Source organism: Pseudomonas sp. HP_14, from assembly GCF_055283875.1.
In genome coordinates this window covers 55,483-80,419 of the sequence record NZ_JBTOQI010000006.1, presented here as the reverse complement: position 1 = coordinate 80,419, position 24,937 = coordinate 55,483, and the positions used below count along the sequence as shown (strand labels likewise).

General features: G+C 58.5%; 20 protein-coding genes. 11 read left to right on the top strand and 9 right to left on the bottom strand.

Annotated elements, in window-relative coordinates:
* The first annotated feature begins 76 nt into the window (after positions 1-76).
* A complete protein-coding gene (locus tag ACYASS_RS06325) occupies positions 77-415 on the top strand; it encodes a GlpM family protein (RefSeq protein WP_463585503.1) in 339 nt (112 codons plus the stop codon).
* 56 nt (positions 416-471) lie between these two features.
* Here the strand turns inward: ACYASS_RS06325 and ACYASS_RS06320 are convergent, their stop codons facing one another.
* From ACYASS_RS06320 to metE, 7 genes are all read right to left on the bottom strand, one after another.
* Positions 472-1,398 (bottom strand): PfkB family carbohydrate kinase, encoded by a 927-nt coding sequence (locus ACYASS_RS06320; protein WP_463585502.1) that lies wholly within the window; start codon positions 1,396-1,398, stop codon positions 472-474.
* Positions 1,388-2,857 (bottom strand): purine-cytosine permease family protein, encoded by a 1,470-nt coding sequence (locus tag ACYASS_RS06315; protein WP_463585501.1) that lies wholly within the window; start codon positions 2,855-2,857, stop codon positions 1,388-1,390. Before ACYASS_RS06315 ends, ACYASS_RS06320 begins: the two co-directional genes overlap by 11 nt.
* Before the next feature lie 162 nt (positions 2,858-3,019).
* Entirely contained in the window at positions 3,020-4,033 is a 1,014-nt protein-coding gene (locus tag ACYASS_RS06310; RefSeq protein ID WP_463585500.1) for an ADP-ribosylglycohydrolase family protein, read from the bottom strand.
* On the bottom strand, positions 4,030-4,743 hold the full coding sequence (locus tag ACYASS_RS06305; protein WP_463585499.1) for a GntR family transcriptional regulator: 714 nt from the start codon (positions 4,741-4,743) through the stop codon (positions 4,030-4,032). Before ACYASS_RS06305 ends, ACYASS_RS06310 begins: the two co-directional genes overlap by 4 nt.
* Before the next feature lie 176 nt (positions 4,744-4,919).
* Positions 4,920-5,567, bottom strand: coding sequence for a DsbA family oxidoreductase (locus ACYASS_RS06300; protein ID WP_463585498.1), 648 nt, complete (start codon positions 5,565-5,567; stop codon positions 4,920-4,922).
* 57 nt (positions 5,568-5,624) lie between these two features.
* Positions 5,625-6,617 (bottom strand): alpha/beta fold hydrolase, encoded by a 993-nt coding sequence (locus tag ACYASS_RS06295; protein ID WP_463585497.1) that lies wholly within the window; start codon positions 6,615-6,617, stop codon positions 5,625-5,627.
* A 169-nt stretch (positions 6,618-6,786) separates the two neighbouring features.
* Positions 6,787-9,108 carry a 5-methyltetrahydropteroyltriglutamate--homocysteine S-methyltransferase gene (gene metE / locus ACYASS_RS06290; protein ID WP_463585496.1) on the bottom strand — a complete coding sequence of 774 codons (2,322 nt, stop codon included), beginning with the start codon at positions 9,106-9,108 and terminating at the stop codon, positions 6,787-6,789.
* Between the two features lie 124 nt (positions 9,109-9,232).
* Between metE and metR the strand changes: the two genes are divergently transcribed.
* The 6 genes from metR to ACYASS_RS06260 all read left to right on the top strand — a co-directional run bounded on the left by metR (position 9,233) and on the right by ACYASS_RS06260 (position 16,360).
* Positions 9,233-10,150: a transcriptional regulator MetR gene (gene metR, locus ACYASS_RS06285; RefSeq protein WP_243245514.1), complete on the top strand. Its 918-nt coding sequence runs from the start codon at positions 9,233-9,235 to the stop codon at positions 10,148-10,150.
* Positions 10,151-10,645: 495 nt separating this feature from the next.
* On the top strand, positions 10,646-11,029 hold the full coding sequence (gene gcvH, locus ACYASS_RS06280; RefSeq protein WP_463585495.1) for a glycine cleavage system protein GcvH: 384 nt from the start codon (positions 10,646-10,648) through the stop codon (positions 11,027-11,029).
* Between the two features lie 10 nt (positions 11,030-11,039).
* The gene (gcvP, locus tag ACYASS_RS06275) at positions 11,040-13,904 is read left to right on the top strand and encodes an aminomethyl-transferring glycine dehydrogenase (protein WP_463585494.1); all 2,865 of its coding nucleotides are present in this window, start codon (positions 11,040-11,042) and stop codon (positions 13,902-13,904) included.
* A 147-nt stretch (positions 13,905-14,051) separates the two neighbouring features.
* Positions 14,052-15,176: a glycine cleavage system aminomethyltransferase GcvT gene (gcvT, locus tag ACYASS_RS06270; RefSeq protein ID WP_463585493.1), complete on the top strand. Its 1,125-nt coding sequence runs from the start codon at positions 14,052-14,054 to the stop codon at positions 15,174-15,176.
* Positions 15,177-15,559: 383 nt separating this feature from the next.
* Positions 15,560-15,772 carry a cold-shock protein gene (locus tag ACYASS_RS06265; protein WP_243245517.1) on the top strand — a complete coding sequence of 71 codons (213 nt, stop codon included), beginning with the start codon at positions 15,560-15,562 and terminating at the stop codon, positions 15,770-15,772.
* Positions 15,773-15,874: 102 nt separating this feature from the next.
* Positions 15,875-16,360: an RDD family protein gene (locus ACYASS_RS06260; RefSeq protein WP_463585492.1), complete on the top strand. Its 486-nt coding sequence runs from the start codon at positions 15,875-15,877 to the stop codon at positions 16,358-16,360.
* 260 nt (positions 16,361-16,620) lie between these two features.
* Here the strand turns inward: ACYASS_RS06260 and lptG are convergent, their stop codons facing one another.
* Both lptG and lptF read right to left on the bottom strand, forming a co-directional pair.
* On the bottom strand, positions 16,621-17,682 hold the full coding sequence (lptG, locus tag ACYASS_RS06255; protein ID WP_243245519.1) for an LPS export ABC transporter permease LptG: 1,062 nt from the start codon (positions 17,680-17,682) through the stop codon (positions 16,621-16,623).
* Positions 17,675-18,796: an LPS export ABC transporter permease LptF gene (gene lptF / locus ACYASS_RS06250; RefSeq protein ID WP_243245520.1), complete on the bottom strand. Its 1,122-nt coding sequence runs from the start codon at positions 18,794-18,796 to the stop codon at positions 17,675-17,677. The genes lptG and lptF overlap by 8 nt, the downstream gene beginning before the upstream one ends.
* Positions 18,797-19,116: 320 nt before the next feature.
* On the opposite strand from lptF, the gene ACYASS_RS06245 reads away from it, so the two are divergent.
* The 4 genes from ACYASS_RS06245 to ACYASS_RS06230 all read left to right on the top strand — a co-directional run bounded on the left by ACYASS_RS06245 (position 19,117) and on the right by ACYASS_RS06230 (position 24,809).
* Positions 19,117-20,607, top strand: coding sequence for a leucyl aminopeptidase (locus ACYASS_RS06245; protein WP_463585491.1), 1,491 nt, complete (start codon positions 19,117-19,119; stop codon positions 20,605-20,607).
* A gap of 163 nt (positions 20,608-20,770) precedes the next feature.
* Complete coding sequence (locus ACYASS_RS06240; protein WP_463585490.1) at positions 20,771-21,199, top strand: DNA polymerase III subunit chi; 429 nt, start codon at positions 20,771-20,773, stop codon at positions 21,197-21,199.
* A 7-nt stretch (positions 21,200-21,206) separates the two neighbouring features.
* Positions 21,207-21,635 (top strand): DNA polymerase III subunit chi, encoded by a 429-nt coding sequence (locus ACYASS_RS06235; protein ID WP_463585489.1) that lies wholly within the window; start codon positions 21,207-21,209, stop codon positions 21,633-21,635.
* A 327-nt stretch (positions 21,636-21,962) separates the two neighbouring features.
* Complete coding sequence (locus tag ACYASS_RS06230) at positions 21,963-24,809, top strand: valine--tRNA ligase (protein ID WP_463585488.1); 2,847 nt, start codon at positions 21,963-21,965, stop codon at positions 24,807-24,809.
* Positions 24,810-24,937: the final 128 nt, after the last annotated feature.

Here is a 24,937-nt window from a genome sequence, read left to right as displayed (position 1 = left end):
ATATCATCGCCTGTCACACCGCGATCGCGAGCAAGCTCACTCCTACAGAGCATGCATAAGCCTGGGAAGATATTCCGTGGACCTGTTTTTCAAAGCCCTGATCGGCGCCGCCGTCGTGGTCATCCTTGCCGCGCTGGCCAAGACCAAAAACTACTACATCGCAGGCCTGGTGCCACTGTTCCCGACCTTTGCCCTGATTGCCCACTACATCGTTGGCAAGGGCCGCGCCCTGGACGACCTCAAGACCACCATCCTGTTTGGCATGTGGTCGATCATCCCCTACTTCGTTTATCTGGCGGCGCTTTACCTGTTGGTTGATCGCTGGCGGCTTGAGGTTTCCCTCGCATTGGCCGCCGTTGCGTGGCTGGTGGCGGCGACATTGCTGGTGACATTGTGGGTAAGATTTCATGGCTAGCAGCTCCTGCAGGTTCCGTTTGCAGTGAGGCAGCGCGGTGTTCACCAGGGCCGCTTCTACCGGGATAACGCAACCAACTCCTCCACTTCCCGTGCATCCGGCGATGTCGCCGGGCCCCAGCGAGTCACTGCAATGGCTGCCGCAGCATTAGCCCGCAAAGCCGCCTGACCCCATGAAAGCCCTGCCGCCAGGTTAGCCAGCAGCACGCCCGCGTGAGCATCACCCGCACCATTGGTATCGATGGCCTTGACCGGAAAACCGCTCACATTCTGCGTTTGTTGACGATGCCGAACCCAGCACCCTTTCGGTCCGTCGCGCACCACAATCAAGGCGTCATCCGGCAGTAATTCAGCCAGCCGGTCGAGCGCCTGAGCGATGTCCTCGCATTGAGTAAAACGCAGCGCTTCTTCGCAATTACTGCTCCACAGATCAAGCCGCGGCAGCAACGCCCTGACCTGCGGCGCATCGGGCGAATGCACCAGCGGCCCCGGGTCGAACGCCACGGTCACACTCGCCGGCAACGACCCCAGCCAATCCAGCAGACTTTGCACCTTGCCTTCGTGCAGCAAGCTGTAGCCACTGACGTAAACGTAGTCATCGGCTTGCACCGTCACGCTGTTCAAATCCTGCGCCGACAAACCGCCTTCGGCCCCCACGTAAGAAATGAACGAGCGCTCTGCCGACGGTTCGATCAGCGCCACCGACAGCCCCGTGTCCTGTTTCTCGTTGCAGACTGCGCTGAACTGAATACCTTCATCAGTCATGGCCTGACGCGCCAGGTCACCGAACTGACCTTTGCCATGGCGCCCCAGATAAACCACCGGCATGCCGTTGCGCCGGGCGGCAGCCATGACATTGAAACCGCCACCCGCTTCAAACCGGGCAGAACTGGCCAGCACGTCACCGCCAGAGGCTGGCAGCTTATCCAGCGCCATGACCAAATCGATAACGACCTGGCCGGTGTGCAGTAATCTAGCGGGCATGTTGGGCCTCTTCGGAAAACGCTCGGCGATCACGAGCACCGCCCAGAATCGCATAAACACCACCCGCCACCAGGAAGGTCACGATCCAGCCCAGGCCGTTATGACCCAGCCAGGAGTCGGACAGGAAACCAGTGAACAACACGTTGTCAGCGGTAGTAGCGACAGTGGTAAAGCTGAAGCCCAGCACGATTGCCAACGCCCACGCCCCCAGCGCACGCCACTCCACCCCGCCGCTGTACCAATAAGCACTGCTCGACGAAACGTCCATCAGGTCTTTGCCCGAGTAAACGTGACGGTGGATCAAGTCGACAATGAAGATCCCGACCCACGCCGTAATCGGCACGGCCAGTAGCGAGATGAACGTAATGAACGGGCCGTAGAAACTCTCGGCGATCAGCATGAAGTAGATCGAACCAATGAAGATCGCAACGATATCGACGATGACGGCGTGAACTCGTTTGACCTTCAAACCCAGGGTCAAGGTGGTCAACCCGGCCGAATAAACGGAGAGGTTATTCGACAGCAGCAAGCCACCAAACGCAGTGATCAGGTACGGCACGGCCATCCAGTTCGGCAGGAGTTGGCGGATCGCGATGATCGGATCGGTGGCCGAAGCCAGGTGATCGTTACCCACCGACAGCAATCCGCCAAGGGTGATCAGCAAGACCAGTGGAATACCTGCACCAAACGCCGCCGAGGCCACCAGTCGCGTGGCTTTGACGCTGCGGTGCTGATAGCGGGACATGTCCGCACCGGCGTTGGCCCAACCAATGCCGGTACCTGCTGCCATGATGCCCACGCCAATGATCATCGCGCTCAGCGGTGCAGGCGCCGCGCTGAACACAGCGCTCCAGTCGATATGGGCAATCAGGAAGCCGCCAACCACCACGTTCAGCGCGCCAAAGATGTAGGTCGCCCACTTCTGGATAACCAGCAACGTCGCGTGGCCAAGGCCGGAAACGCACAGCGTCATCAGCACGAAAATAGCGATGAACACCAAGGTCAGGGCTGGTGTGTTTTTCGCTTCAACCGGGGTGCCGAACAGAATCGCGGACAATGACAACAAGACAAATGCTGCGGTGGTGGTGTTGACTGTTTCCCAACCCAGGCGCGACATCAGCGACACAATGGTCGGACCAATATTGCCGCGCACACCGAAGATGGCACGGGATAACGTCAGGCTTGGCGCACGTCCACGGCGACCGGCGATGGAGATCACCCCAACCACGGCAAACGAACCCGCCGCGCCAAGAATGGCCACGATGATTGCCTGCCAGATCGACAGCCCCCGGAAGGCCACCAACGTCGCCCCCAATGGTAAGCCGAGGATGCTGATGTTGGCGGCAAACCACACCCAGAACAGCTGCAATGGATGGCCATTGCACTCGTTTTCCGGGACCGGCTCGATGCCGCGTGTTTCCAGTTGTCCTGCGCTTTGCGTCGTGTTTGATGAGCTCATGAGCCAGGCTCCAATGCCGTTTATTTTGGTTGTGGGCAATGCAGAATCGATAACACATCTGTCCGATGTGGATCATCGGAACAGCTGAACACGCCTGCGCCACGGCGGTTAGCCACCGCGGCATCAGCGTTTGTCCCTGATTCAGTTTTTAAGCAGACAGCCTCAGGCTGAACGCAGGGCCAGTAATTCCTCGACCAGCGCGGTCAGCTCCAGCGTGTTGACCTGTTTAACCTGCTCGATCAGCACCGGCGGCCAGGCGTGCAGCCCTTGGCTGGCACCCAGAATTGCGCCAAGAATCGCCGCAATGGTGTCGGTGTCACCGCCCAGGCTCGCCGCCATGCACAGCGCTTCAAACGCCGACAGACGATCCGCCGCGACGTGTTGAGCCAGAGCGAAGGCTGCGACCACCGATTCCTGCGATGCCACTGACGTGCCGATCACGTCATAGAGCAAATCCGGCAGTGCCTCGGTTTCGCAATCAGCGCACAACTGCTGCGCCCATTCGATACGTGCACCAATACGCCCGCCGGCCACCCAATGGCCGTGCTGTTCGCCCAGTCTGGCGGCGACCACACCGAGCTTGAGTGCCTCGCTCAGGCTTGCACCGTTGATACCGGCTGAAACCGCACCGGCGACTGCGGCAGCACTGGCGATGCCCAATGTCGTGTTGTGAGTCACCTGGCAGGCCTGCACGACCGATGCGATAAAACGCTGCGGATCGGCGATATCAGCCGCAATGCCAACCGGGGTAATGCGCATCGCTGCGCCATTGGTGGTACCGAAACGGCCAGCCTCTTCCGGACTGTGCCCGGCGAGGATCATTTCAATGGCTCGTTTGGTTGAAGGGCCCAACAAATCCTGGGAGCCCTTGGCCTGCATCACCGCCTCCCAATCGATCAGACGTTGAGCCAGGTCGGACGGGTCGATGCGCCCTGATCCGGCTACCAGCAGTTCGGCGACCAATACGGCTTGCTCGGTGTCATCGGTAATCGACCCGGCAGGCATGTTCGGCGCAATCGGCTGATCCGCACCGGCGGCCATAAACGTCAGGATTCGACCGAAACGCGCCTGAATCTGATCGCGGCTCAACGACTGGGTCGGCATGCCCAGAGCATCGCCCAACGCCAGCCCATAAAAAGCGCCCAAGGCGCGGTCGCGGCGGCCTAGAAGACTCATGACAGACCTCCAAACGCCAGGTGCATGCGGAAATGCAGCGGGTCGAGCAAGCTTTCCACATGCTCCATAAAGCGCTCGCGTCGGTCGTAGGTGGTGCGAATGGCCTTGAGAAATACGCTGCCGGGTTCACGCATCATCAACAATGCATCATCAGCAGTCAGCGGCTCGGCACCGATCCATTGATCACCGCGATCCCCGACGAAGCCATGCGCCGCCAGGGTAAGCGTCAAGGAATCCTCGATAAGCCCCGTTGCAGGCAGGTTTTCCAGGCCTTCAACGGCAGGAACCAGGGCTCGCTCAAGGGAAACCACGCTGCCATCGGCAGCCGTGCGGCGACGGTCGATGGCGATGAAGTGGACAGTACCGAAACGGCTTTGCAGGTCAGTGCGCTCAACCTCCATTACGCGCAGGATTTCGGTAGTTACCCTCGCCCCGGTATCAGCCAGCGCCTGCGCCCAGCCACTGCGCTGGTCGAGGCTGATGCCGTCGTAGGTCACAATCGAACCGACACCCGACTGAGTGGCGATGTAATTGCGCCGCTTGAGCTCGGACAAGGCTTCACGCAGGGTGCCCCGGCTGACATCGAATTCCTGCGCCAGCAAATGCTCGCCCGGCAACAGATTGCCCGACTCCAGCTGGCCACTTTCGATGCGTCGTGCAAGCTCATCCACCACGCGTTGTTTTTTATCAAATCGAACATGTCTAATCATGTACAAATTGATAACCGATAGTGGCCTGGGTCAGCAACACATATTTCACTGAAGGAGCTGGATCAATTGTGGGAGCAGAGCTTGCTCGCGATAAGGTCCTTGCGATTCCAAGGCGAATCGCTGCTGCCCAGAACAAGCTCTGCTCCCCACTGGAGGTCAGCCCAGGGACGGGCGGGTTATCTCCCCTCCGCCACTATCTGACGAATGGCCCCTACAAACACCTCAACCGGCTGCCCGCCCGAGACTGCATATTGGTCGTTGAAGACAATGGTCGGCACCGAGCTGATGCCCCTTGAAACCCACAATTGCTCCTGCTCGCGGACTTCGGCGGCAAATTGATCGCTGCTCAGAATCGCCTCTGCCCGCACACGATCAAGGCCGACTTTCTGCGCAACATCGGCCAACACGCGGTGGCTGGACGGATCGGCAAGGTCTGTGAAATAAGCCGCGAACAAGGCTTCCTTCAAGGCTTTTTGCTTGCCTTCAAGCTCGGCCCAATGCAGCAACCGATGGGCGTCAAAGGTGTTGTAGATACGTCGATCGCCCTGAGTGAAGGTAAACCCCAGCTCAGCGCCCCGCTGGCGGATATTTTCCCGGTTGGCGGCGGATTGCTCGGGCGTCGAGCCGTATTTCTCGAAAATGTGTTCGTTCAGGTCCTGCCCTTCGGCAGGCATATTCGGGTTCAGTTCGAACGGCTGGAAGTGAATCTGCGCCTGAACTTCACCGCCCAGCTCAGCCAGCGCTTCATTCAGCGCCCGCAGGCCGACCACGCACCAGGGGCAGGACACATCGGAGACGAAATCAATTTTCAACGGAGTGCTCATGGCAGGCTCACTCTAAATAAAGAAAGCCACCACGATACGCCTAAGTCCGGTGCTGTTTCAAAGCTGCGCCATGCTCCGGCCATCGTCATGCTGCGCACGCAGGTAAGGCAACACCGCCGCAAGCAGCGGAGCCTTGAACGCCTCCTGAAAGCGGTGAGCCAGGCCCGGTATCAGCCGCAACTGGCTACCACGGATGTGCGCCGCTACATGCACGCCATGCATCACAGGCAATAGCGGATCAGCTGTTCCGTGGACGACCAGCACCGGCAGACGCAGACGATCAAGCAATTGCACCCGGCTCGGCTCAGCCAGAATCGCGAGAATCTGACGCTTCACCCCTTCCGGATTAAACGCACGGTCGTAGGACGCCGCCGCCTGCTGCAAGAGCATGGCCCGATCGTCTTTCACTTCAGGACTGCCCAGTGCTGCGAGCAGATCGGCCTGCTGCTCCAGCGCGGCTGCTCTGTTCGGGGCGCCACGCTTGGCCAGCAATTGCAGCAAAGCGGCGTTAGGCATGGGTAAGCCCCCAGCACCGGAACTGGTCATGATCAGGGTCAGGCTTTCGATACGCTGAGGGGCCAGATCCGCCAGATGCTGCGCAATCATGCCGCCCATGCTCGCACCTAACACGTGAAACTGCTGGACGTGCAGAACGTCCATCAATCCCAGCGCATCGTCTGCCATATCGGTCAGTGAATACGGAGCGGAAACCGGCAGGCCGAGTTTGTAGCGCAGCACTTCATAGGTGAGATTGGCATTGGCCGGTGGAGCGTTCCAGGTGGACAGGCCAACGTCTCGGTTGTCGTAGCGAATGACCCGATACCCCTGCTGACACAGCGCCGCCACGACCTCGTCAGGCCAGTGAATCAACTGCCCGCCCAACCCCATGACCAGCAGCAAAGCAGGATCGGATTCGTTGCCGATACTCTGATAAGCCAGTCGCACTTCTTTGAGCTCGGCTATCTGAACAGGAACATTGACATCACATTTGGAGGCCGCAAAAGACGGCAAGCCGCACAAGAGTGCGGCCAGAAAAAGAAGAACGCGCATTAAGAAACACCGACAAACAGATCCCCAGTAGGCAACGAGTGTGATGAAGTTTTCTCAAGCGCGCTGCCACAGTTGCGTGACAGTTTGATGAAGGTGGCTGAGCGGTCGTGTAAATGTTGTGATGAGTTCCAGTGGGAGCGGTGCATGCCCGCTCCCACTGGAACTCATATCAGGCTAACTGAGCTCTCAACTGCCGTGCCGCCGCCACCATGTTCACCAGCGCCGCCTCGGTCTCCGGCCAGGCGCGGGTTTTCAGGCCGCAATCCGGGTTGACCCACAAGCGCTCAGCAGGCACATGTTGCACCGCTTTGCGCATCAGTTTCACCATTTCCTCAGTGCCCGGTACACGTGGTGAATGAATGTCATATACCCCGGGACCAATATCGTTCGGGTAATCGAAAGCCTTGAAAGCCTCCAGCAGTTCCATGTCCGAACGCGACGTCTCAATGGTGATCACATCGGCATCCATCGCCGCGATGGAGTCGATCACATCATTGAATTCGCTGTAGCACATGTGAGTATGAATCTGCGTTTCGTCCCGCACACCACTCGCGCACAGGCGGAACGCTTCCACGGCCCAGTCCAGATATTCCTGCCATTGCGCCCGGCGCAGCGGCAAGCCTTCGCGGAACGCGGCCTCATCAATCTGCACAATCTTGATGCCAGCTGCCTCCAGGTCCACCACCTCATCGCGAATCGCCAGTGCCAGCTGCTGCGCCTGGATCTTGCGGGACACGTCCTCTCGCGGGAACGACCACATCAACATGGTCACCGGGCCGGTCAGCATGCCCTTCATCAGCTTGTCGGTCAGACTTTGCGCATAGCTGATCCAGTCCACTGTCATCGCTTGAGGGCGACTTAGATCACCAAATATCACTGCTGGCTTCACGCAACGCGAACCGTAACTCTGCACCCAGCCAAAACGGGTGAATGCGTAACCGTCCAGTTGCTCGGCGAAGTACTCGACCATGTCATTACGCTCCGCCTCGCCGTGCACCAGAACGTCCAGCCCGAGGCGTTCCTGGATTTGTACCGCATGGCGAATCTCATGGCGCATGGCGTCGTGATAGTCATTGGCCGACAACTTGCCCAACTTGAACGCCTGACGTGCCAGCCGGATCGACGCAGTCTGCGGGAACGAGCCAATAGTCGTGGTCGGAAACGCTGGCAAATTCAACCGGTCACGCTGTTGCCCGATACGCTCGGCAAAGGCCGATTGGCGCTGGCTGTCCTGCGTGGTGATCGCCGCCAGCCGCGCCTGCACCTGCGGTTTGTGGATACGCGGTGACTGCAAACGGCTGGCCTGAATCGCGCGGCTTTCGCCCAGCGCACGCTGGACGTGAGCAGCCTGGGGATCGTTCAGGGCAGTGGAAAGCAGCGAGATTTCACCGCACTTCTGTACAGCAAAAGCGAGCCAGCTCTTCAGTTCAGCGTCGAGCTTGTCTTCACGCCCCAGATCAACCGGACTGTGCAACAAGGAGCATGAACCGGCGACCCAGAGATTGTCGCCAAAGCGCTGCCGCGCTTCCTGCAACTGGCCCAATGCCTGTTCGAGATCGCAACGCCAGACGTTGCGCCCGTTAACCACGCCCAGCGACAACACCTTATAGCTCGGCAGACGATCCAGCACGGCAGCCAGTTGATCCGGCGCACGCACAAGGTCTATGTGCAGACCGTCTACCGGCAGAGAAACCGCCAAGCCAAGGTTGTCTTCAAGACCACTGAAATAAGTCGCGATCAGTTTTTTCAGCGGGGAATACTGCAGGCTGTGATAGGTGCGCTCGAATGCGTTTTTCCAGTCTTGAGGCAAATCAAGCGTGAGGATTGGCTCATCAATCTGCACCCACTCCACACCTTGCCCGGCCAGACGACCAAGGATTTCGCCGTACACCGGCAACAAACGGTCCAACAGCTCCAGCTTATCGAAATGATGCCCCTTGGCCTTACCCAGCCACAGATACGTCAAAGGACCGATCAGTACCGGTTTGACCTTGTGCCCCAGAGCGCGGGCTTCATCCACCTCTTCGAATAACTGCTCCCAGCTCAACTGAAAACGTTGATCCTGAGAAAACTCAGGGACCAGATAGTGGTAGTTGGTGTCGAACCACTTGGTCAGTTCCTGAGCGTACTGCTGCTGACCCGACGCCTGAGCATGCGCACCGCCGCAGCAGCTTTCAGCGCCCCTTGCCATCGCGAAAAGGGTGTCCAGAGTTGGCAGGCCCTGAGCGTCACGGGTACCGGCGAAACGCTCGGGGACTACGCCGAAAGCAAGCGAGTGGCTCAACACCTGGTCATACCAGACGAAGTCACCCACGGGCAGCAGCTCGATACCAGCGTCTTTCTGTAGCTGCCAATGAACCGCGCGCAGTTCCCGACCAACATCGCGCAGGCCTTGCTGATCAAGCTCGCCCCTCCAGAACGCTTCCAGCGCTTTTTTTAGTTCACGATCAGCGCCGATGCGCGGGAATCCAAGATTGTGGGCCAAGGCCATGATGAAAAGCTCCTGTCGAAATATGACGCTATTGTCGACAGCCGACCCAACGTGAGACAAACTCATTGTTTTCGTGTTGTTCACAAAATTCATTCATGAAGCACTGACAGGTCTGCGAGACGAGATGCTTGAGATACGCCACCTGAAAACCCTGCACGCTTTGCGTGAAGCCGACAGCCTCGTGGAAGCTGCCGAGCGCCTGCATCTGACCCAGTCGGCCCTGTCTCATCAGTTCAAGGAACTGGAAGAACGCATGGGCATGCCGTTGTTCGTGCGCAAAACCAAACCGGTGCGTTTTACCAGCGCCGGGCTGCGCCTGCTGCAACTGGCGGACGCCGTGCTGCCGCAACTGCGGGGTGCCGAGCGTGATATCGCACGGCTCGCCGGGGGTACAGCAGGTCGTCTGCACATGGCGATCGAATGCCACAGCTGCTTTCAGTGGCTGATGCCAACCATAGACCAGTTCCGCGACGCCTGGCCGGAAGTCGAACTGGACCTGGCCTCGGGGTTTGCTTTCGCGCCTCTGCCTGCTCTGGCCCGTGGCGATCTTGATCTGGTGGTGACGTCTGATCCGCTCGAACTGGTCGGGATCACATATGTGCCACTGTTCACTTACGAAGCCATGCTCGCTGTCGCCAACCAGCATCCATTGGCCAGCAAGCCGTACATCGTGCCGGAAGACCTGATCAAGGAAACCCTGATTACTTATCCCGTGGAGCGGGACCGGCTGGACATTTTCACCCGTTTCCTTGAACCGGCAGACATTGAGCCTGCGCAGGTGCGCACGTCGGAACTTACCGTGATGATGATGCAACTGGTCGCCAGCGGCCGTGGCGTGTGCGGCATGCCCCATTGGGCACTGCATGAATACAGCTCGCGTGGCTACGTGAAAGGCAAGCGACTGGGCGAAAAAGGATTGTTCGCTACACTCTATGCCGGAGTGCGAACCGACATGCTGGATGCGCCCTACATGCGCGACTTCCTGCTCACCGCCAAGGACACTTCGTTCTCGACCCTGGATGGGGTGAGTGCCGTGCGGTGATGGTGTGATTGACGCAATACATCGTGGGAGCTGGGCTTGCCCGCGATAAGGCTGGATGCGATGGGCCTTAGACCTGTGGTGTTTACATCGCGAGCAAGCTCGGCTCCCACAGGATCGCCTAATCCGTTAGAGCGAGGCTTGCCCGCGAATCAGTCGCTGCGGTGTGTCATCCATGCCGCGTTATCGTTCTTCGCGGGCAAGCCTCGCTCCAACGGGTGAATTAAAACTGGCGCGCACCCGTATCGATATCGATACACCGTAACGATTTCAATACGACATTGGCATGCCCGCCGCCGCCAAGGCTCTGATCCGCCGAAAGTTTGTAACCGGATACAGACTGTATCGATTTCGCTACACGGCAAATCAATGCTAGATACTCAATGCCATCTAACTAGTTGATTTATATAACAAAAATAAAACTGGCCGCATATTTGCTAAGTGATTGTCATCAATGTTCGCGCGTCCCGCGAGCGCTAAGTCACCTTAGGAGTATCTATGAGCGAGTTGCGATTCACTGTCGATCACGAATGGCTGCGTGCAGAAGCCGATGGCAGTGTCACGGTAGGCATCACGCCTTACGCGCAAGAATCTCTCGGTGATGTGGTTTACGTGCAACTTCCTGAGCTGCAGACCTACACCAAGGACGCCGAAGCTTCGGTAGTGGAGTCGGTAAAAGCAGCCAGCAGCATCAACATGCCGCTCGATGGCGAAGTGGTTGAAGTCAACCAGGCCCTCGACGCCACTCCAGAACTGGTCAATGAGGACGCCCTTGGCGCTGGCTGGTTCTTTCGCTTCATTCCCCAAGACGCCAGCGCTATCGATAGCCTGCTTAATCAGGACGCCTACGACCGTCTGATCAAAGCCAACGCCGAAGCCTGAGGAGCAGACCATGACTGACCGTATTCAATTGAGCACCGCCAACGAATTCATTGCCCGTCACATCGGCCCGCGCGCCGCTGACGAGCAAGCCATGCTGCAAACCCTGGGCTTTGATTCGCTGGAAGCGTTGAGCGCCAGCGTCATCCCGGAAAGCATCAAAGGCACCAGCGTTCTGGGCATGGAGCCCGGTCTGAGCGAAGCCGACGCCCTGGCGTCAATCAAAGCCATTGCCAGCAAGAACCAACTGTTCAAGACCTACATCGGTCAGGGTTACTACAACACCCATACGCCTGCGCCGATCTTGCGCAACCTGCTGGAAAACCCGGCCTGGTACACCGCCTACACGCCTTATCAGCCAGAAATTTCCCAAGGCCGCCTGGAATCACTGCTTAACTTCCAGACCCTGATCAGCGACCTCACCGGCCTGCCGATCGCCAACGCTTCGCTGCTCGACGAAGCCACTGCCGCTGCCGAAGCCATGACCTTCTGCAAACGCCTGAGCAAGAACAAAAGCAGCCACCAGTTCTTCGCCTCCAGCCATTGCCACCCGCAAACCCTCGATGTGCTGCGCACTCGCGCCGAGCCACTGGGCATCACTGTAGTCGTCGCTGACGAAGCAGAGCTGAGCGACGTCAGCCCGTTTTTCGGCGCCCTGTTGCAATACCCTGCCAGCAACGGCGACCTGTTCGACTACCGCGAACTGGTTGAACGCTTCCATGCTGCCAACGCTCTGGTGGCCGTCGCGGCCGACCTGCTGGCCCTGACCTTGCTGACCCCACCCGGTGAATTCGGCGCAGACGTCGCCATCGGCAGCGCCCAGCGCTTTGGCGTACCACTGGGTTTCGGCGGCCCGCACGCGGCTTACTTTTCCACTAAAGATGCATTCAAGCGCGACATGCCAGGCCGTCTGGTTGGCGTCTCCGTAGACCGCCATGGCAAGCAGGCCCTGCGCTTGGCCATGCAGACCCGCGAGCAACATATCCGTCGCGAGAAAGCCACCAGCAACATCTGCACCGCCCAAGTGCTGCTGGCCAATATCGCCAGCATGTACGCCGTTTACCACGGTCCACGTGGCCTGACGCAAATCGCCAACCGCGTGCACCACCTGACTGCAATCTTCGCCAAAGGCTTGAGCCAGTTGGGCCTGAACGTCGAGCAGGAATTCTACTTCGACAGTCTGTCGTTGAAGACCGGCGCAGACACCGCAGCGCTGCACGCCAAGGCTCGTGCCCAGCAGATCAACCTGCGGGAGATCGACGGCGAGCGTCTGGGTCTGTCCTTTGACGAAACCACCTCGCAAGCGTCGGTTGAAACCCTGTGGGCAATCTTCGCAGGCGAAGGCCAGCAACTACCTGACTTCGCCGCACTGGAGCAAAGCGTTGAATCGCGCCTGCCGCAAGCATTGCTGCGTGAATCAGCGATCCTCAGCCACCCGGTGTTCAACCGTTATCACTCAGAAACCGAGCTGATGCGCTACCTGCGCAAACTGGCCGACAAGGATCTGGCGCTGGATCGCACCATGATCCCGCTGGGCTCTTGCACCATGAAGCTCAACGCAGCCAGCGAAATGATCCCGGTCACCTGGGCTGAATTTGGCAACCTGCATCCGTTTGCACCTGCCGAACAAAGCGCGGGTTATCAACAACTGACCGACGAGCTGGAAGCGATGCTCTGCGCCGCCACCGGCTACGACTCGATCTCGCTGCAGCCTAACGCCGGTTCCCAAGGCGAGTACGCCGGCCTGTTGGCTATCCGTGCCTATCACCAGAGCCGTGGCGATGAGCGCCGCGACATCTGCCTGATTCCACAATCGGCCCACGGCACCAACCCGGCCACCGCCAACATGGCTGGCATGCGCGTAGTCGTGACTGCGTGCGATGCGCGTGGCAACGTCGACATCGAAGACCTACGCGCCAAGGCCATCGAGCACCGCGACCATCTGGCCGCGATCATGATCACCTACCCGTCGACCCACGGCGTGTTTGAAGAAGGCATCCGCGAGATCTGCGCCATCGTTCACGACAACGGCGGCCAGGTTTACATCGACGGCGCCAACATGAACGCCATGGTCGGCCTCTGCGCACCGGGCAAATTCGGCGGCGATGTTTCCCACCTGAACCTGCACAAAACCTTCTGCATCCCGCACGGCGGTGGTGGCCCGGGCGTGGGTCCGATTGGCGTCAAGTCGCACCTGACCCCATTCCTGCCGGGGCACGCCACCATGGCACGCAAGGAAGGCGCGGTCTGCGCAGCGCCATTCGGCAGCGCGAGCATCCTGCCAATCACCTGGATGTACATCAGCATGATGGGTGGTGAAGGCCTCAAACGCGCTTCGCAACTGGCCATTCTCAACGCCAACTACATCTCTCGCCGCCTCGAAGAACACTACCCAGTTCTCTACACCGGCAGCAGCGGTCTGGTGGCGCACGAATGCATCCTCGACCTGCGCCCGCTGAAAGAAACCAGCGGCATCAGCGTTGATGACGTCGCCAAGCGCCTGATCGACTTCGGCTTCCACGCCCCAACCATGTCGTTCCCGGTAGCAGGCACGTTGATGATCGAGCCGACCGAAAGCGAATCCAAAGAAGAGCTGGACCGCTTCTGCGACGCGATGATCAAGATCCGCGAAGAAATCCGCGCGGTCGAAAACGGCGTACTGGACAAAGAAGACAATCCGCTGAAAAACGCACCGCACACTGCGGCGGAAATCGTCGGCGAATGGACCCACCCTTACAGCCGCGAGCAAGCGGTGTATCCGGTCGAATCCCTGATCGACGGCAAGTACTGGCCACCGGTAGGTCGCGTCGACAACGTGTTTGGCGACCGCAACCTGATCTGTGCCTGCCCGTCCATCGAGAGCTATCAAGAGGCGTGATTCGTTGCGCAACTCCTTGGTAGGAGCTGCCGAAAGCTGCGAAAAGACCGGAACGGTCTTCGACCCATTGGCACCTGCTCCGCAGGTCATCGCAGCCTGCGGCAGCTCCTACAAGGATTTCATTAGCCTCTTCAAAAGGATTGAACCATGACCACCGAACAACTGCTCACCACCCCGCTCCACGCTCTGCACCGCGAACTCGGCGCAAAAATGGTGCCTTTCGCGGGCTACGACATGCCTGTGCAATACCCGGCTGGCGTGATGAAAGAACACCTGCACACCCGGGAAAAAGCCGGGCTGTTTGATGTGTCGCACATGGGCCAGATTCGCCTGACGGGTGCCGATGCGGCCAAAGCGCTGGAAGCACTGGTGCCGGTGGACATCATCGACCTGCCCGTCGGCATGCAGCGTTATGCAATGTTCACCAACGAGAACGGGGGCATCCTCGATGACCTGATGGTCGCCAACCTGGGCAACGATCAACTGATGCTGGTGGTCAATGCCGCCTGCAAGAACGAAGACCTGGCTCACCTGCAAAAACACCTGGGCAACCATTGCGCAATCCAGTCACTGTTTGAAGAGCGGGCATTGCTCGCCTTGCAAGGTCCACAAGCCGTAACCGTGCTGGCGCGCCTTGCTCCTGAAGTCGCCAAAATGACATTCATGCAGTTCGCCAGCGTCCAGCTACTGGGCGTCGACTGCTACGTCAGCCGCTCGGGCTACACCGGCGAAGACGGTTACGAAATCTCCGTCCCGGCTGATCAGGCTGAAGCCCTCGCACGGCGTCTGCTGGCCGAACCGGAAGTCGCTCCGATTGGTCTCGGCGCGCGAGATTCACTGCGCCTGGAAGCGGGTCTGTGCCTTTACGGCCACGACATGAATACCGAGACAACCCCCATCGAAGCCAGCCTGCTGTGGGCAATATCCAAGGTTCGCCGCGCAGATGGCGCACGTGCTGGCGGTTTCCCGGGAGCCGAGCAGATCTTCGCTCAGCAACAAACAGCCCCTGCACGCAAGCGGGTTGGCTTGCTACCACAAGAACGAACGCCGGTACGTGAAGGCACCGATATCGTCGACGCCGCCGGTAACGCTGTCGGTACTGTTTGCAGCGGTGGTTTCGGACCGACATTGGGCGGTCCGTTGGCGATGGGCTATGTAGACAGTTCATTGACTGCACTCGACACAGAAGTCTGGGCGGTAGTGCGAGGCAAGCAAGTACCTATGCGCGTTAGTAAAATGCCTTTCGTTGCACAACGTTACTTCCGCGGTTGAATAACGGCGTCAAAAAAAATGCGGCGGCAGAGTTCATCAGCTCGCCGCATCTCTTATCGCACTAAACAGCGGCGAAAGTGCCAAAACAGCGCACTCGAAGAGTGCGCTCAACAGTAAAAAACTATCGATTCTGCGCAACTGGTAAATATTTTAAAACAGCCCCAAACCTCGTGAATACGGGCACTGGACAGGGGCTTGTGTTTGTAACAAGAGTTAGCGTAGAGTTTCTCAACTGTGTTTGCATGGGTCGCTGAATCGGGACCTGGGCAGTAGCGCTAAGCTTTGCTACAACCCGCTCTACGCTTCTTACTTCCTGCAACCAGCCCAGTACTCTTTCAGGTGAGGGAGGCTGTCATTAATTCAAGTTCCAAGGAAATAAGAAAATGTCTACACGTCAGAGCGGTACCGTCAAGTGGTTTAACGACGAGAAAGGGTTTGGTTTTATCACTCCAGAAAGCGGTCCGGATCTGTTTGTGCACTTCCGCGCTATTCAGGGCAATGGCTTCAAAAGCCTGAAAGAAGGTCAGAAAGTGACCTTCGTTGCAGTGCAAGGCCAGAAAGGCCTGCAGGCCGACGAAGTACAAGCCGAAGCGTAAGCCTTGGAACAAAAAGCCCCCTGGTATTGATATCAGGGGGCTTTTTTATGCCTGCGAGTTAGTAAAATGTGTTCTTTCGATCGATGAGCGAGAACCACCACCATGTCCCGACACATGCTTCGCCCGCAAGGTGAGTTCCCTCCCGCAAGCCTCGGCCGCCGTTTCGCTGCGATCTGCTACGACGCACTGCTGTGCTTTGCCCTGCTGCTAGTCACCGCTTTTATTTACAAGTTGGTGCTGATGGCCTTTATGGGTGAGGCGCGCTTAAAGGCGTTGTCGGAATCAGGCTCGCTGGACGGCGACCCCTTCCTGTCCACGATTTTGCTGCTGGTGGTATTTGGTTTCTTCGCCAAATTCTGGACTCACTCCGGGCAAACGTTGGGCATGCAGGTCTGGGGCATCCGGGTACAAAATGCCGACGGCAGTGGCATCAGTCTGCTACAGGCACTGCTGCGGTTCATGGTGTCCATAGCATCGTGGCTGTGTGTAGGCCTGGGGTTCATCTGGGCGCTGTTTGATAAGCAGAATCGCAGCTGGCACGACAGGTATTCCAACAGCCAGTTGGTGCGAGTGCCGAAGCAGAGGTAGAGCAACTCATCTTTGCGGCTGGGTGATCGTGTCATTAGATCCTACAGTTGGATCTCGATCCGGTAGGAGGCAACTTGTTGGCGAGAGGGCCTGAAGCGGCGACTCAGGTCTGCCGCCTGGCGAACAAGTTCGCTCCTACCGGACCGCTACCTTATGTAGGAGCGCGCTTGCCCGCGATAGCTGTAGTACGTTCCCAACAGTACTTAACAGCGCATACAAAAAAGCCGACACGAAGTCGGCTTTTTCACAGCAGCAAAACCTTACCCGGCCCTGCGCAACAACAGCACCCCAGCCAATGCGCAGACAGCGGCAGGCACCAACACGGCAAACAGGGGCGAGAAGCCGAACACGAGGCTTGATGGGCCTAGCAGGTCTTGCACGATGCGGAAGGTGAACCCTACCAGCACACCGGTAAATACCCGCTGCCCCAACGTCACAGAGCGCAGCGGACCGAAGATAAACGAGATCGCCATCAACACCAGCGCCACCGTTACCAGCGGCTGCAGAACCTTGGTCCAGAATGCCAGCCAGTAGCGGCCATTGCTCAGGCCCTGATCAGCCAGATAATGCGCGTATTGCCACAACCCGGTAATCGACAAAGAGTCAGGCGGCATGATGACCGTACTAAGCAGCTGTGGACTCAGTGCTACGTCCCAACGCTCGTCCGCCGTCTTGATAACTTCAGTGCTGCCATCACGGAAGAAGGTGGTGGTGATGTCTTTCAGCGCCCAGGAGTCGGTGTTGAACGTTGCCTGTTTGGCGAAGCTGGCACTGAGCATGTGTCGCTCGTTATCGAAACGATAGCGGGTTACACCATACAAAATACCGTTAGGCTGCACCGAGTTGATGTGGATGAACTCATCACCTTGGCGGTGCCACATACCATGACGGGCACTTTGTGCATCACCACTGCCCTGCGCCAGTGAGCGGTTGGCCTGCGCCTGATTCTCGGCAGCCGGAGCCACGTATTCGCCGATCAGTACACCGGCGATCATCAGCACCAGCATCGGCTTCATGACCGCCCAGACGATGCGGCCGATGGAGACACCGGCGGCCCGCATGATTGTCAGTTCGCTGCTGCTGGCCAGGCTGCCCAGGCCTATCAGGCAGCCAATCAGCGCCGCCATTGGCAGCATTTCATACACACGCCGTGGCGCAGTCATCAATACGAAGCTGCTGGCATCGAGCAAGGTGTAGCTGTCGCTGACGTCACCCATTTCATCGATAAAGGCGAACAACGATGCCAGACCGAGAATGATCCCGAGAACAGCGAGAATGGCGACAAAAACGCTTTTGCCAATGTAACGATCGAGCTTAACCATGAGCCACCTCCGACGCGCTGCGGCGACTCGCCATCTTCAAGCGCAACGGCTCCCAATACAAAAGCCCGAGGCCGATCAACAGAAACAATACATGCACCCACCAGATACCCAGCGCCATTGGCAGCTTGCCTTTCTCAAGTGCGCCACGCACCGCGATCAGCATGGTCAGGTAAGCCATGTAAAGAAGGATGGCTGGCAGCAATTTCAGATAACGACCCTGGCGTGGATTGACCCGCGACAGTGGCACTGCCATCAAGGTCACGATAAAGACCAGGATCGGCAGCGAGATACGCCACTGCAGCTCAGCCTGATTGCGGCGCACATCACTGCCGAACAGGTCGGATGTCGGAATGGCTTCGCGGTCGGTGATTTCGTCACTGATGTCCGGCTTGGGCAGCATCGCACCATAAGTGTCGTACTTGATTGCACGGTAGTTGGCTTCGCCCGGGTTGCCGTCATAGCGATAACCGTTTTCCAGAATCAGGAAGCGGTTGCCGTCAGGTTTGATCTCCTGGTGGCCTTTTTCTGCAACCAGAACCGTAATCCCGCGATCCTTGCTCTTGTCGGAGGACACGCGTTTTTCCGAAATGAAGACACCGCCCAGATTAGAACGGTCATCGGAAAGCTCTTGGGTGTACGTGACGCGAGTACCGTCGCGCAGGGCCTGGAAACGACCTGGCACCAAAGTGTCGAACTCGGTCATTGCATCCTGCTTGTTGATCAGCAGGGAAAACTGCGTCGCCCCCTGAGGCGCGAGGCTGAAGCTCAACCAGGCAACCAGCAGCGCAACCAGGGTCGCCGGGGCCATGGTCATCCACAACAAACGCTGCTGGCTCATGCCTGTAGCGGCTAGAACCGTCATTTCGCTTTCAAGATAAAGCCGACCGTAAGCCAGCAGAATCCCCAGAAACAGCCCCAGTGGCAGGATCAGTTGCAGGAAGCCGGGCATACGAAAACCCATGATCATGAACAGCACGCCAGGATCCAGTGCCCCGGACGCGGCCTGCGCGAGGTACTTGATGAAGCGTCCGCTCATGATGATTACCAACAACACGGCGCTCACAGCGCTCAAGGTAACCAGCACTTCTCGGGACAGATAACGAAAGACGATCAAACCAGACACTCCAGGGTCGCCAGGCTCAGGCAGCCAGACAAGAAAAGGTACTAGCAGTGGCGGCAGACTCAACACGGCTCTGCCAAAAAATATGCGGCATTATCCTGTGAATGATGCCCTCTGTCACTGCGTGCTCCGGATAGTTCTCACGGAAAGGTCCTGCACAGAGCCGCATTCGCATGTTTTCCGGGGTTGTCAGCGGTCCCGTGGCGGGGTCAAACTGCGGGCCTTGTCGTTGGCATGTTGATGCGAAACACCCGCTCCCTGCCGCGCACGTCATTCATTTCGCGAAAGCTCATCGTTTATTCGGGGACCCCGACATGGAATTGGTTGTTAAAAGCGTAAGCCCAGAAACCTTGAAGACCGCGACCCTTGTGGTCGCCGTGGGCGAAGGTCGCGCGCTCAGCGATGCCGCAAAAGCCGTAGATGCGCTCAGCGGTGGCGCCATCAGTGCAGTGCTCAAACGGGGCGATCTGACCGGCAAAGTGGCTCAAAGTCTGCTCCTTCACAATCTGCCGAACTTGAAAGCCGAGCGTGTTCTGCTGGTCGGCACGGGTAAAGAAGCGGAATTGTCTGACCGTCAATTCAAGAAAATCGTCAGTGCCGTGCTGTCAATTCTTAAAGGCCTGGGCGGCAGTGATGCTGCCATCGCCCTGGATCAGGTAGCCGTTAAAAACCGTGACACCTACGGTAAAGCGCGTTTGCTGGTCGAAACCCTGGCCGATGGCGAATACGTCTTCGACCGTTTCAAGACTCAGAAAGCCGAAGCACGGGCGCTGAAGAAAATCACCCTGCTGACCGACAAGATCAGCGTTGCCGACGTAGAGCGTGCAGCCTCTCACGCCAAGGCCATCGCTACCGGTATGGCCTTGACCCGCGATCTGGGCAACATGCCACCGAACATCTGCCACCCGACTTACCTGGGCGAGCAGGCCAAGGCACTGGGCAAAGCGCACAAAAACCTCAAGGTTGAAGTTCACGACGAGAAAAAACTCGCGGAGCTGGGCATGGGTTCGTTCCTTGCTGTGGCACAGGGCAGCGCCCAACCGCCACGCCTGATCGTCATGAACTACTCCGGCGGCAAGAAAAGCGAGAAGCCTTTCGTGCTGGTCGGTAAAGGCATCACGTTCGATACCGGCGGTATCAGCATCAAGCCTGCCGCTGGCATGGACGAGATGAAGTTCGACATGTGCGGCGCTGCCAGCGTATTTGGCACCCTCCGCGCCGTGCTGGAACTGCAACTGCCGATCAACCTGGTGTGCGTCATCGCCGCCGCCGAGAACATGCCAAGCGGCACCGCGACACGCCCTGGCGACATCGTCACCACCATGAGCGGCCAGACCGTAGAAATCCTCAATACTGACGCCGAAGGCCGTCTGGTGCTGTGTGACGCCCTGACCTACGCCGAGCGCTTCAAGCCTCAGGCCGTGATCGACATCGCCACCCTGACCGGCGCTTGCGTCGTGGCATTGGGCGGTCACACATCCGGCCTGCTGGGCAACAACGATGCGCTGATCAATCAGTTGCTGGACGCTGGCAAATTTGCCGACGACCGTGCATGGCAGTTGCCGTTGTTCGACGAATATCAGGAACAACTGGACAGCCCGTTCGCCGACATCGCCAACATTGGCGGCCCGAAAGGCGGCACGATCACCGCAGCCTGCTTCCTGTCACGCTTTACCAAAGCCTACGAGTGGGCACACCTGGACATCGCTGGCACAGCATGGCTGAGCGGCGGCAAGGACAAGGGCGCCACTGGCCGTCCGGTTCCGTTGCTGACCCAATACCTGCTCGACCGCGCTGGTGCGTAAGGAACACGGGGGCGTTTGCATCACGCAGCCCCGGTAGGAGCGAACTTGTTCGCGAGGCGATAGACCTGCAGACGCGGTCATTACGCCTCGCGAACAAGTTCGCTCCTACCGGAAGCTGCGTTTCATGTGATGTTTGACAAGCACCCCGCGACCTGGAACCCACATGACACAAGTCGACTTCTACATTCTCCCAAGCACCGATCCCTCAGCTCGCCTGGACTTCGCCTGCAAGCTCACGGAAAAAGCCTGGCGCATGGGTCACCGTATTTACCTGCACTGCAGCGATGCCGCGCAGCGTGAAGATCTGGATGCCCGGCTATGGCGGTTTAAAGGCGAAACCTTCATACCCCATGGTGACGCGGAAGACGATCAGGTCGCGCCCGTGGTGCTGGGCCTGGGTGAAGACCCGGGGCAACATCAGGATCTGCTGGTCAATCTTGACCTGCGCATCCCCGTTTTTTTCAAACGTTTCGCCCGCGTGGCGGAAATAGTGGTGGAAGACCCCGCCATACGACTGGCCGCACGAGAGAGTTTTCGTTTCTATCGTGAACAGGGCTATCCTCTGCAAGATCACCGACTACAGCGGCTTTGAGCACACGATGGATAATTCAAACCCTCTGAAAAACTCCGCCCACTTGCTGGACGACCTCGAGTCGATCCGCCAACTGCTCGGCGATGACTCCCAGCAACCACCGGCTCATGGCGAGGGGCAAATCCCTCTGCTGTTCGATGTGGTGGGTGCAAAACCGGCATTGAGCCAGGAACTGGATTTCGGCGATGAAGATGATGCCGACATTCCGACCCTGACACCCGAGCCTGCACAGCCTGTCGAGGCTCCCGTGGCAGCAGCCCCGGCGCAAGCCAAATCAAAAGAAGACGCGCTGCTTTATCTCGACTCCGAGCTGCGCGCCGCAGCCCAGTTGATCATGCAAGACGTCATCGACGACTTCGCGCCGCACATCGAGACCGAAATCAAACGCCGTCTTGAAGCGCGGATGGAAAGGCTGCTGAGCCAGTATCAGAATTAACGCCCCTGTGGAGTCGCGCTAGCCGATGACTTGCGTGATCTCCTGTGGGAGCCTAGCTTGCTCGCGATGAACGATGACGCGGTGTATCTGAGCCCTCGCTGCGCCTGCATCGCGAGCAAGCTCGGCTCCCACAGGTATCTACACAAGGCTTGCAGGTCAACATCGAATCCCCACAGTTTTTGGCAGTCCGATAGATTTTGCGCGAGCCTGTCCCACAGGGATATGCCTACCTCCTACAGCTAATCATCGCCCCGCTCTACGCCCAGCCGTTCATCCCCGCTATACTTGTCGGCTTTCCTGAATTACAGCAATAGGTTCCCGCCGCGCATGGACAAGACCTACCAGCCGCACGCTATTGAAACTTCCTGGTATCAAACCTGGGAATCCGAGAATTACTTCGCCCCGCAAGGCGCTGGTGACTCGTACACCATCATGATCCCGCCGCCGAACGTCACCGGCAGCCTGCACATGGGCCATGGTTTCAATAACGCGATCATGGACGCCTTGATCCGCTTCCGTCGCATGCAGGGTCGCAACACCCTGTGGCAGCCGGGCACCGACCATGCAGGTATCGCGACGCAGATGCTGGTAGAGCGTCAGATCGAAGCGCAGGGCCTGAACCGTCACGATCTGGGCCGCGATAAATTCCTCGAGAAAATCTGGGAATGGAAAGATCAGTCCGGCGGCAACATCAGCCGTCAGATCCGTCGCCTGGGCTCGTCTGTAGACTGGAGCCGTGAGCGCTTCACCATGGACGACGGCCTGTCGGACGCGGTTAAAGAAGCTTTCGTGCGCCTGCATGAAGATGGCCTGATCTATCGCGGCAAGCGTCTGGTCAACTGGGACACCAAACTGCACACCGCGATTTCCGACCTGGAAGTGGAAAACCACGACGAGAAAGGCTTCCTGTGGAACCTGCGTTATCCACTGGCTGACGGCGCGAAAACCGCTGACGGTCTGGATTACCTGATCGTTGCCACGACGCGCCCGGAAACCATGCTCGGTGATGCCGCCGTGGCCGTTAACCCGGAAGACGAGCGTTACAAGGCACTGATCGGCAAGTTCGTTGAGCTGCCACTGGTTGGCCGCCGCATACCGATCATTGCAGATGAATACTGCGACCCTGAATTCGGCACCGGCTGCGTGAAAATCACCCCGGCCCACGATTTCAACGACTACGAAGTCGGCAAGCGCCACAACCTGCCGCTGCTGAACATTTTCGACAAGAACGCCAACGTGCTGGCCGCCGCTCAGGTGTTCAACCTCGACGGCACCCTGAATGAAACCGTGGACGGCACCCTGCCCGCCGAATACGCAGGTCTTGACCGTTTCGAAGCGCGCAAGCAGATCGTTACTGCGTTCGACGCCGCCGGCCTGCTGGTCAGCGTCGACGATCACGCCCTGAAAGTCCCGAAAGGCGACCGCTCCGGCACCATCATCGAGCCGTGGCTGACTGACCAGTGGTACGTGTCTACCAAGCCTCTGGCTGAACCGGCCATTGCTGCTGTCGAAGACGGCCGCATCGCCTTCGTGCCCAAGCAATACGAAAACATGTACTTCTCATGGATGCGTGACATCCAGGACTGGTGCATCAGCCGTCAGCTCTGGTGGGGCCACCGCATTCCGGCCTGGTACGACGAGTCCGGCAAGGTTTATGTGGGTCGCGACGAAGCCGAAGTCCGCGCCAAGAACAACCTGGGCCCCGACGTTGCGCTGCAACAGGACAACGACGTACTCGACACCTGGTTCAGTTCGGGCCTGTGGACCTTCTCCACCCTCGGCTGGCCGGAAAAGACCAAGGCGCTGGAAACCTTCCACTCCACCGACGTACTGGTCACCGGCTTCGACATCATTTTCTTCTGGGTTGCCCGGATGATCATGCTCACCATGCACCTGGTGAAAGACGAAGACGGCACGCCGCAGGTTCCGTTCAAAACCGTGTACGTGCATGGTCTGGTCCGCGATGGCCAGGGCCAGAAGATGTCCAAGTCCAAGGGCAATGTCCTGGACCCCCTGGATATCATCGACGGCATTGAGCTGGAAGATCTGGTGCAGAAACGCACCTCCGGCATGATGCAGCCGAAACTGGCGAAGAAGATTGAAAAGCAGACCCGCGACGAATTCGCTGACGGCATCGCCAGCTACGGCACCGACGCCCTGCGCTTCACCTTCTGCTCGCTGGCGTCCACCGGTCGCGACATCAAGTTCGACATGGGCCGCGTCGAAGGCTATCGCAACTTCTGCAACAAGATCTGGAACGCGGCGCGTTACGTGCTTGATAAAGGCGACGACTGCGGCCAGAACGGCGAAGAAGTCGAGCTGTCGCTGGCTGATCGCTGGATCATCTCGCAACTGCAGCGCACCGAAGCCGAAGTGACCCGTCAACTGGATCAATTCCGTTTCGACCTCGCGGCTCAGGCGCTGTACGAATTCATCTGGAATCAGTATTGCGACTGGTATCTGGAACTGTCCAAGCCTGTGCTGTGGGACGAGAATGCCCCGGTTGAACGTCAGCGCGGCACCCGTCGTACGCTGGTTCGCGTGCTGGAAGTTGCGCTGCGTCTGGCGCATCCGTTCATGCCGTTCATCACCGAAGAAATCTGGCAACGCCTTGCGCCGCTGGCCGGTGCGGAAGGCAAAACCATCATGCTGCAACCTTGGCCAGTGGCCAACGAAGCACGCATCGATCAAGCCGCCGAAGACGACATCGAATGGCTCAAGGGCCTGATGCTCGCCACGCGTAACATTCGTGGCGAAATGAACATCGGGCCGGGCAAGCCGCTGCAACTGTTCCTCAAGAACGTCAACGCCGAAGACTTGCGTCGCCTGCAGGAAAACGATTACCTGCTGAAGAAACTGGCCAAGCTGGAATCCATCACCGTACTGGAAGCAGGCGCAGAAGCACCGCTGTCGGCCACTGGTCTGGTGGGTGAAATGGAAGTGTTGGTGCCGATGGCTGGCTTGATCGACAAAGATGCCGAACTGGCGCGTCTGGACAAGGAAATCCTGCGTCTGCAAGGCGAAGTGCAACGAGTGGGCGGCAAGCTGTCCAACGCTGCCTTCGTCGACAAGGCCCCGCCTGAAGTCATCGCCAAGGAACGCGCGAAGATGGCCGAAGCTGAACAGGCTCTGGGCAAGCTGGCTGAGCAGCATGCGCGGATTGCGAGTTTGTAAATAAACCAGTCAGCCAGCCTTCCACAAGGCTGGCTGATTTATTCAAACCCTGTAGGAGTGAGCTTGCTCGCGATAGCGGTCTGTCATTCACATGATTAGTGCCTGACAAACCGCTATCGCGAGCAAGC

What these genes read in the sequence shown, in the direction of transcription:
- ACYASS_RS06320 (WP_463585502.1), bottom strand. Translation starts at nt 1,398, where the DNA reads ATGCCCGCTAGATTACTGCACACCGGCCAGGTCGTTATCGATTTGGTC.
- ACYASS_RS06315 (WP_463585501.1), bottom strand. Translation starts at nt 2,857, where the DNA reads ATGAGCTCATCAAACACGACGCAAAGCGCAGGACAACTGGAAACACGC.
- ACYASS_RS06310 (WP_463585500.1), bottom strand. Translation starts at nt 4,033, where the DNA reads ATGAGTCTTCTAGGCCGCCGCGACCGCGCCTTGGGCGCTTTTTATGGG.
- ACYASS_RS06305 (WP_463585499.1), bottom strand. Translation starts at nt 4,743, where the DNA reads ATGATTAGACATGTTCGATTTGATAAAAAACAACGCGTGGTGGATGAG.
- ACYASS_RS06300 (WP_463585498.1), bottom strand. Translation starts at nt 5,567, where the DNA reads ATGAGCACTCCGTTGAAAATTGATTTCGTCTCCGATGTGTCCTGCCCC.
- ACYASS_RS06295 (WP_463585497.1), bottom strand. Translation starts at nt 6,617, where the DNA reads ATGCGCGTTCTTCTTTTTCTGGCCGCACTCTTGTGCGGCTTGCCGTCT.
- metE (WP_463585496.1), bottom strand. Translation starts at nt 9,108, where the DNA reads ATGGCCTTGGCCCACAATCTTGGATTCCCGCGCATCGGCGCTGATCGT.
- metR (WP_243245514.1), top strand. Translation starts at nt 9,233, where the DNA reads ATGCTTGAGATACGCCACCTGAAAACCCTGCACGCTTTGCGTGAAGCC.
- gcvH (WP_463585495.1), top strand. Translation starts at nt 10,646, where the DNA reads ATGAGCGAGTTGCGATTCACTGTCGATCACGAATGGCTGCGTGCAGAA.
- gcvP (WP_463585494.1), top strand. Translation starts at nt 11,040, where the DNA reads ATGACTGACCGTATTCAATTGAGCACCGCCAACGAATTCATTGCCCGT.
- gcvT (WP_463585493.1), top strand. Translation starts at nt 14,052, where the DNA reads ATGACCACCGAACAACTGCTCACCACCCCGCTCCACGCTCTGCACCGC.
- ACYASS_RS06265 (WP_243245517.1), top strand. Translation starts at nt 15,560, where the DNA reads ATGTCTACACGTCAGAGCGGTACCGTCAAGTGGTTTAACGACGAGAAA.
- ACYASS_RS06260 (WP_463585492.1), top strand. Translation starts at nt 15,875, where the DNA reads ATGTCCCGACACATGCTTCGCCCGCAAGGTGAGTTCCCTCCCGCAAGC.
- lptG (WP_243245519.1), bottom strand. Translation starts at nt 17,682, where the DNA reads ATGGTTAAGCTCGATCGTTACATTGGCAAAAGCGTTTTTGTCGCCATT.
- ACYASS_RS06245 (WP_463585491.1), top strand. Translation starts at nt 19,117, where the DNA reads ATGGAATTGGTTGTTAAAAGCGTAAGCCCAGAAACCTTGAAGACCGCG.
- ACYASS_RS06240 (WP_463585490.1), top strand. Translation starts at nt 20,771, where the DNA reads ATGACACAAGTCGACTTCTACATTCTCCCAAGCACCGATCCCTCAGCT.
- ACYASS_RS06235 (WP_463585489.1), top strand. Translation starts at nt 21,207, where the DNA reads ATGGATAATTCAAACCCTCTGAAAAACTCCGCCCACTTGCTGGACGAC.
- ACYASS_RS06230 (WP_463585488.1), top strand. Translation starts at nt 21,963, where the DNA reads ATGGACAAGACCTACCAGCCGCACGCTATTGAAACTTCCTGGTATCAA.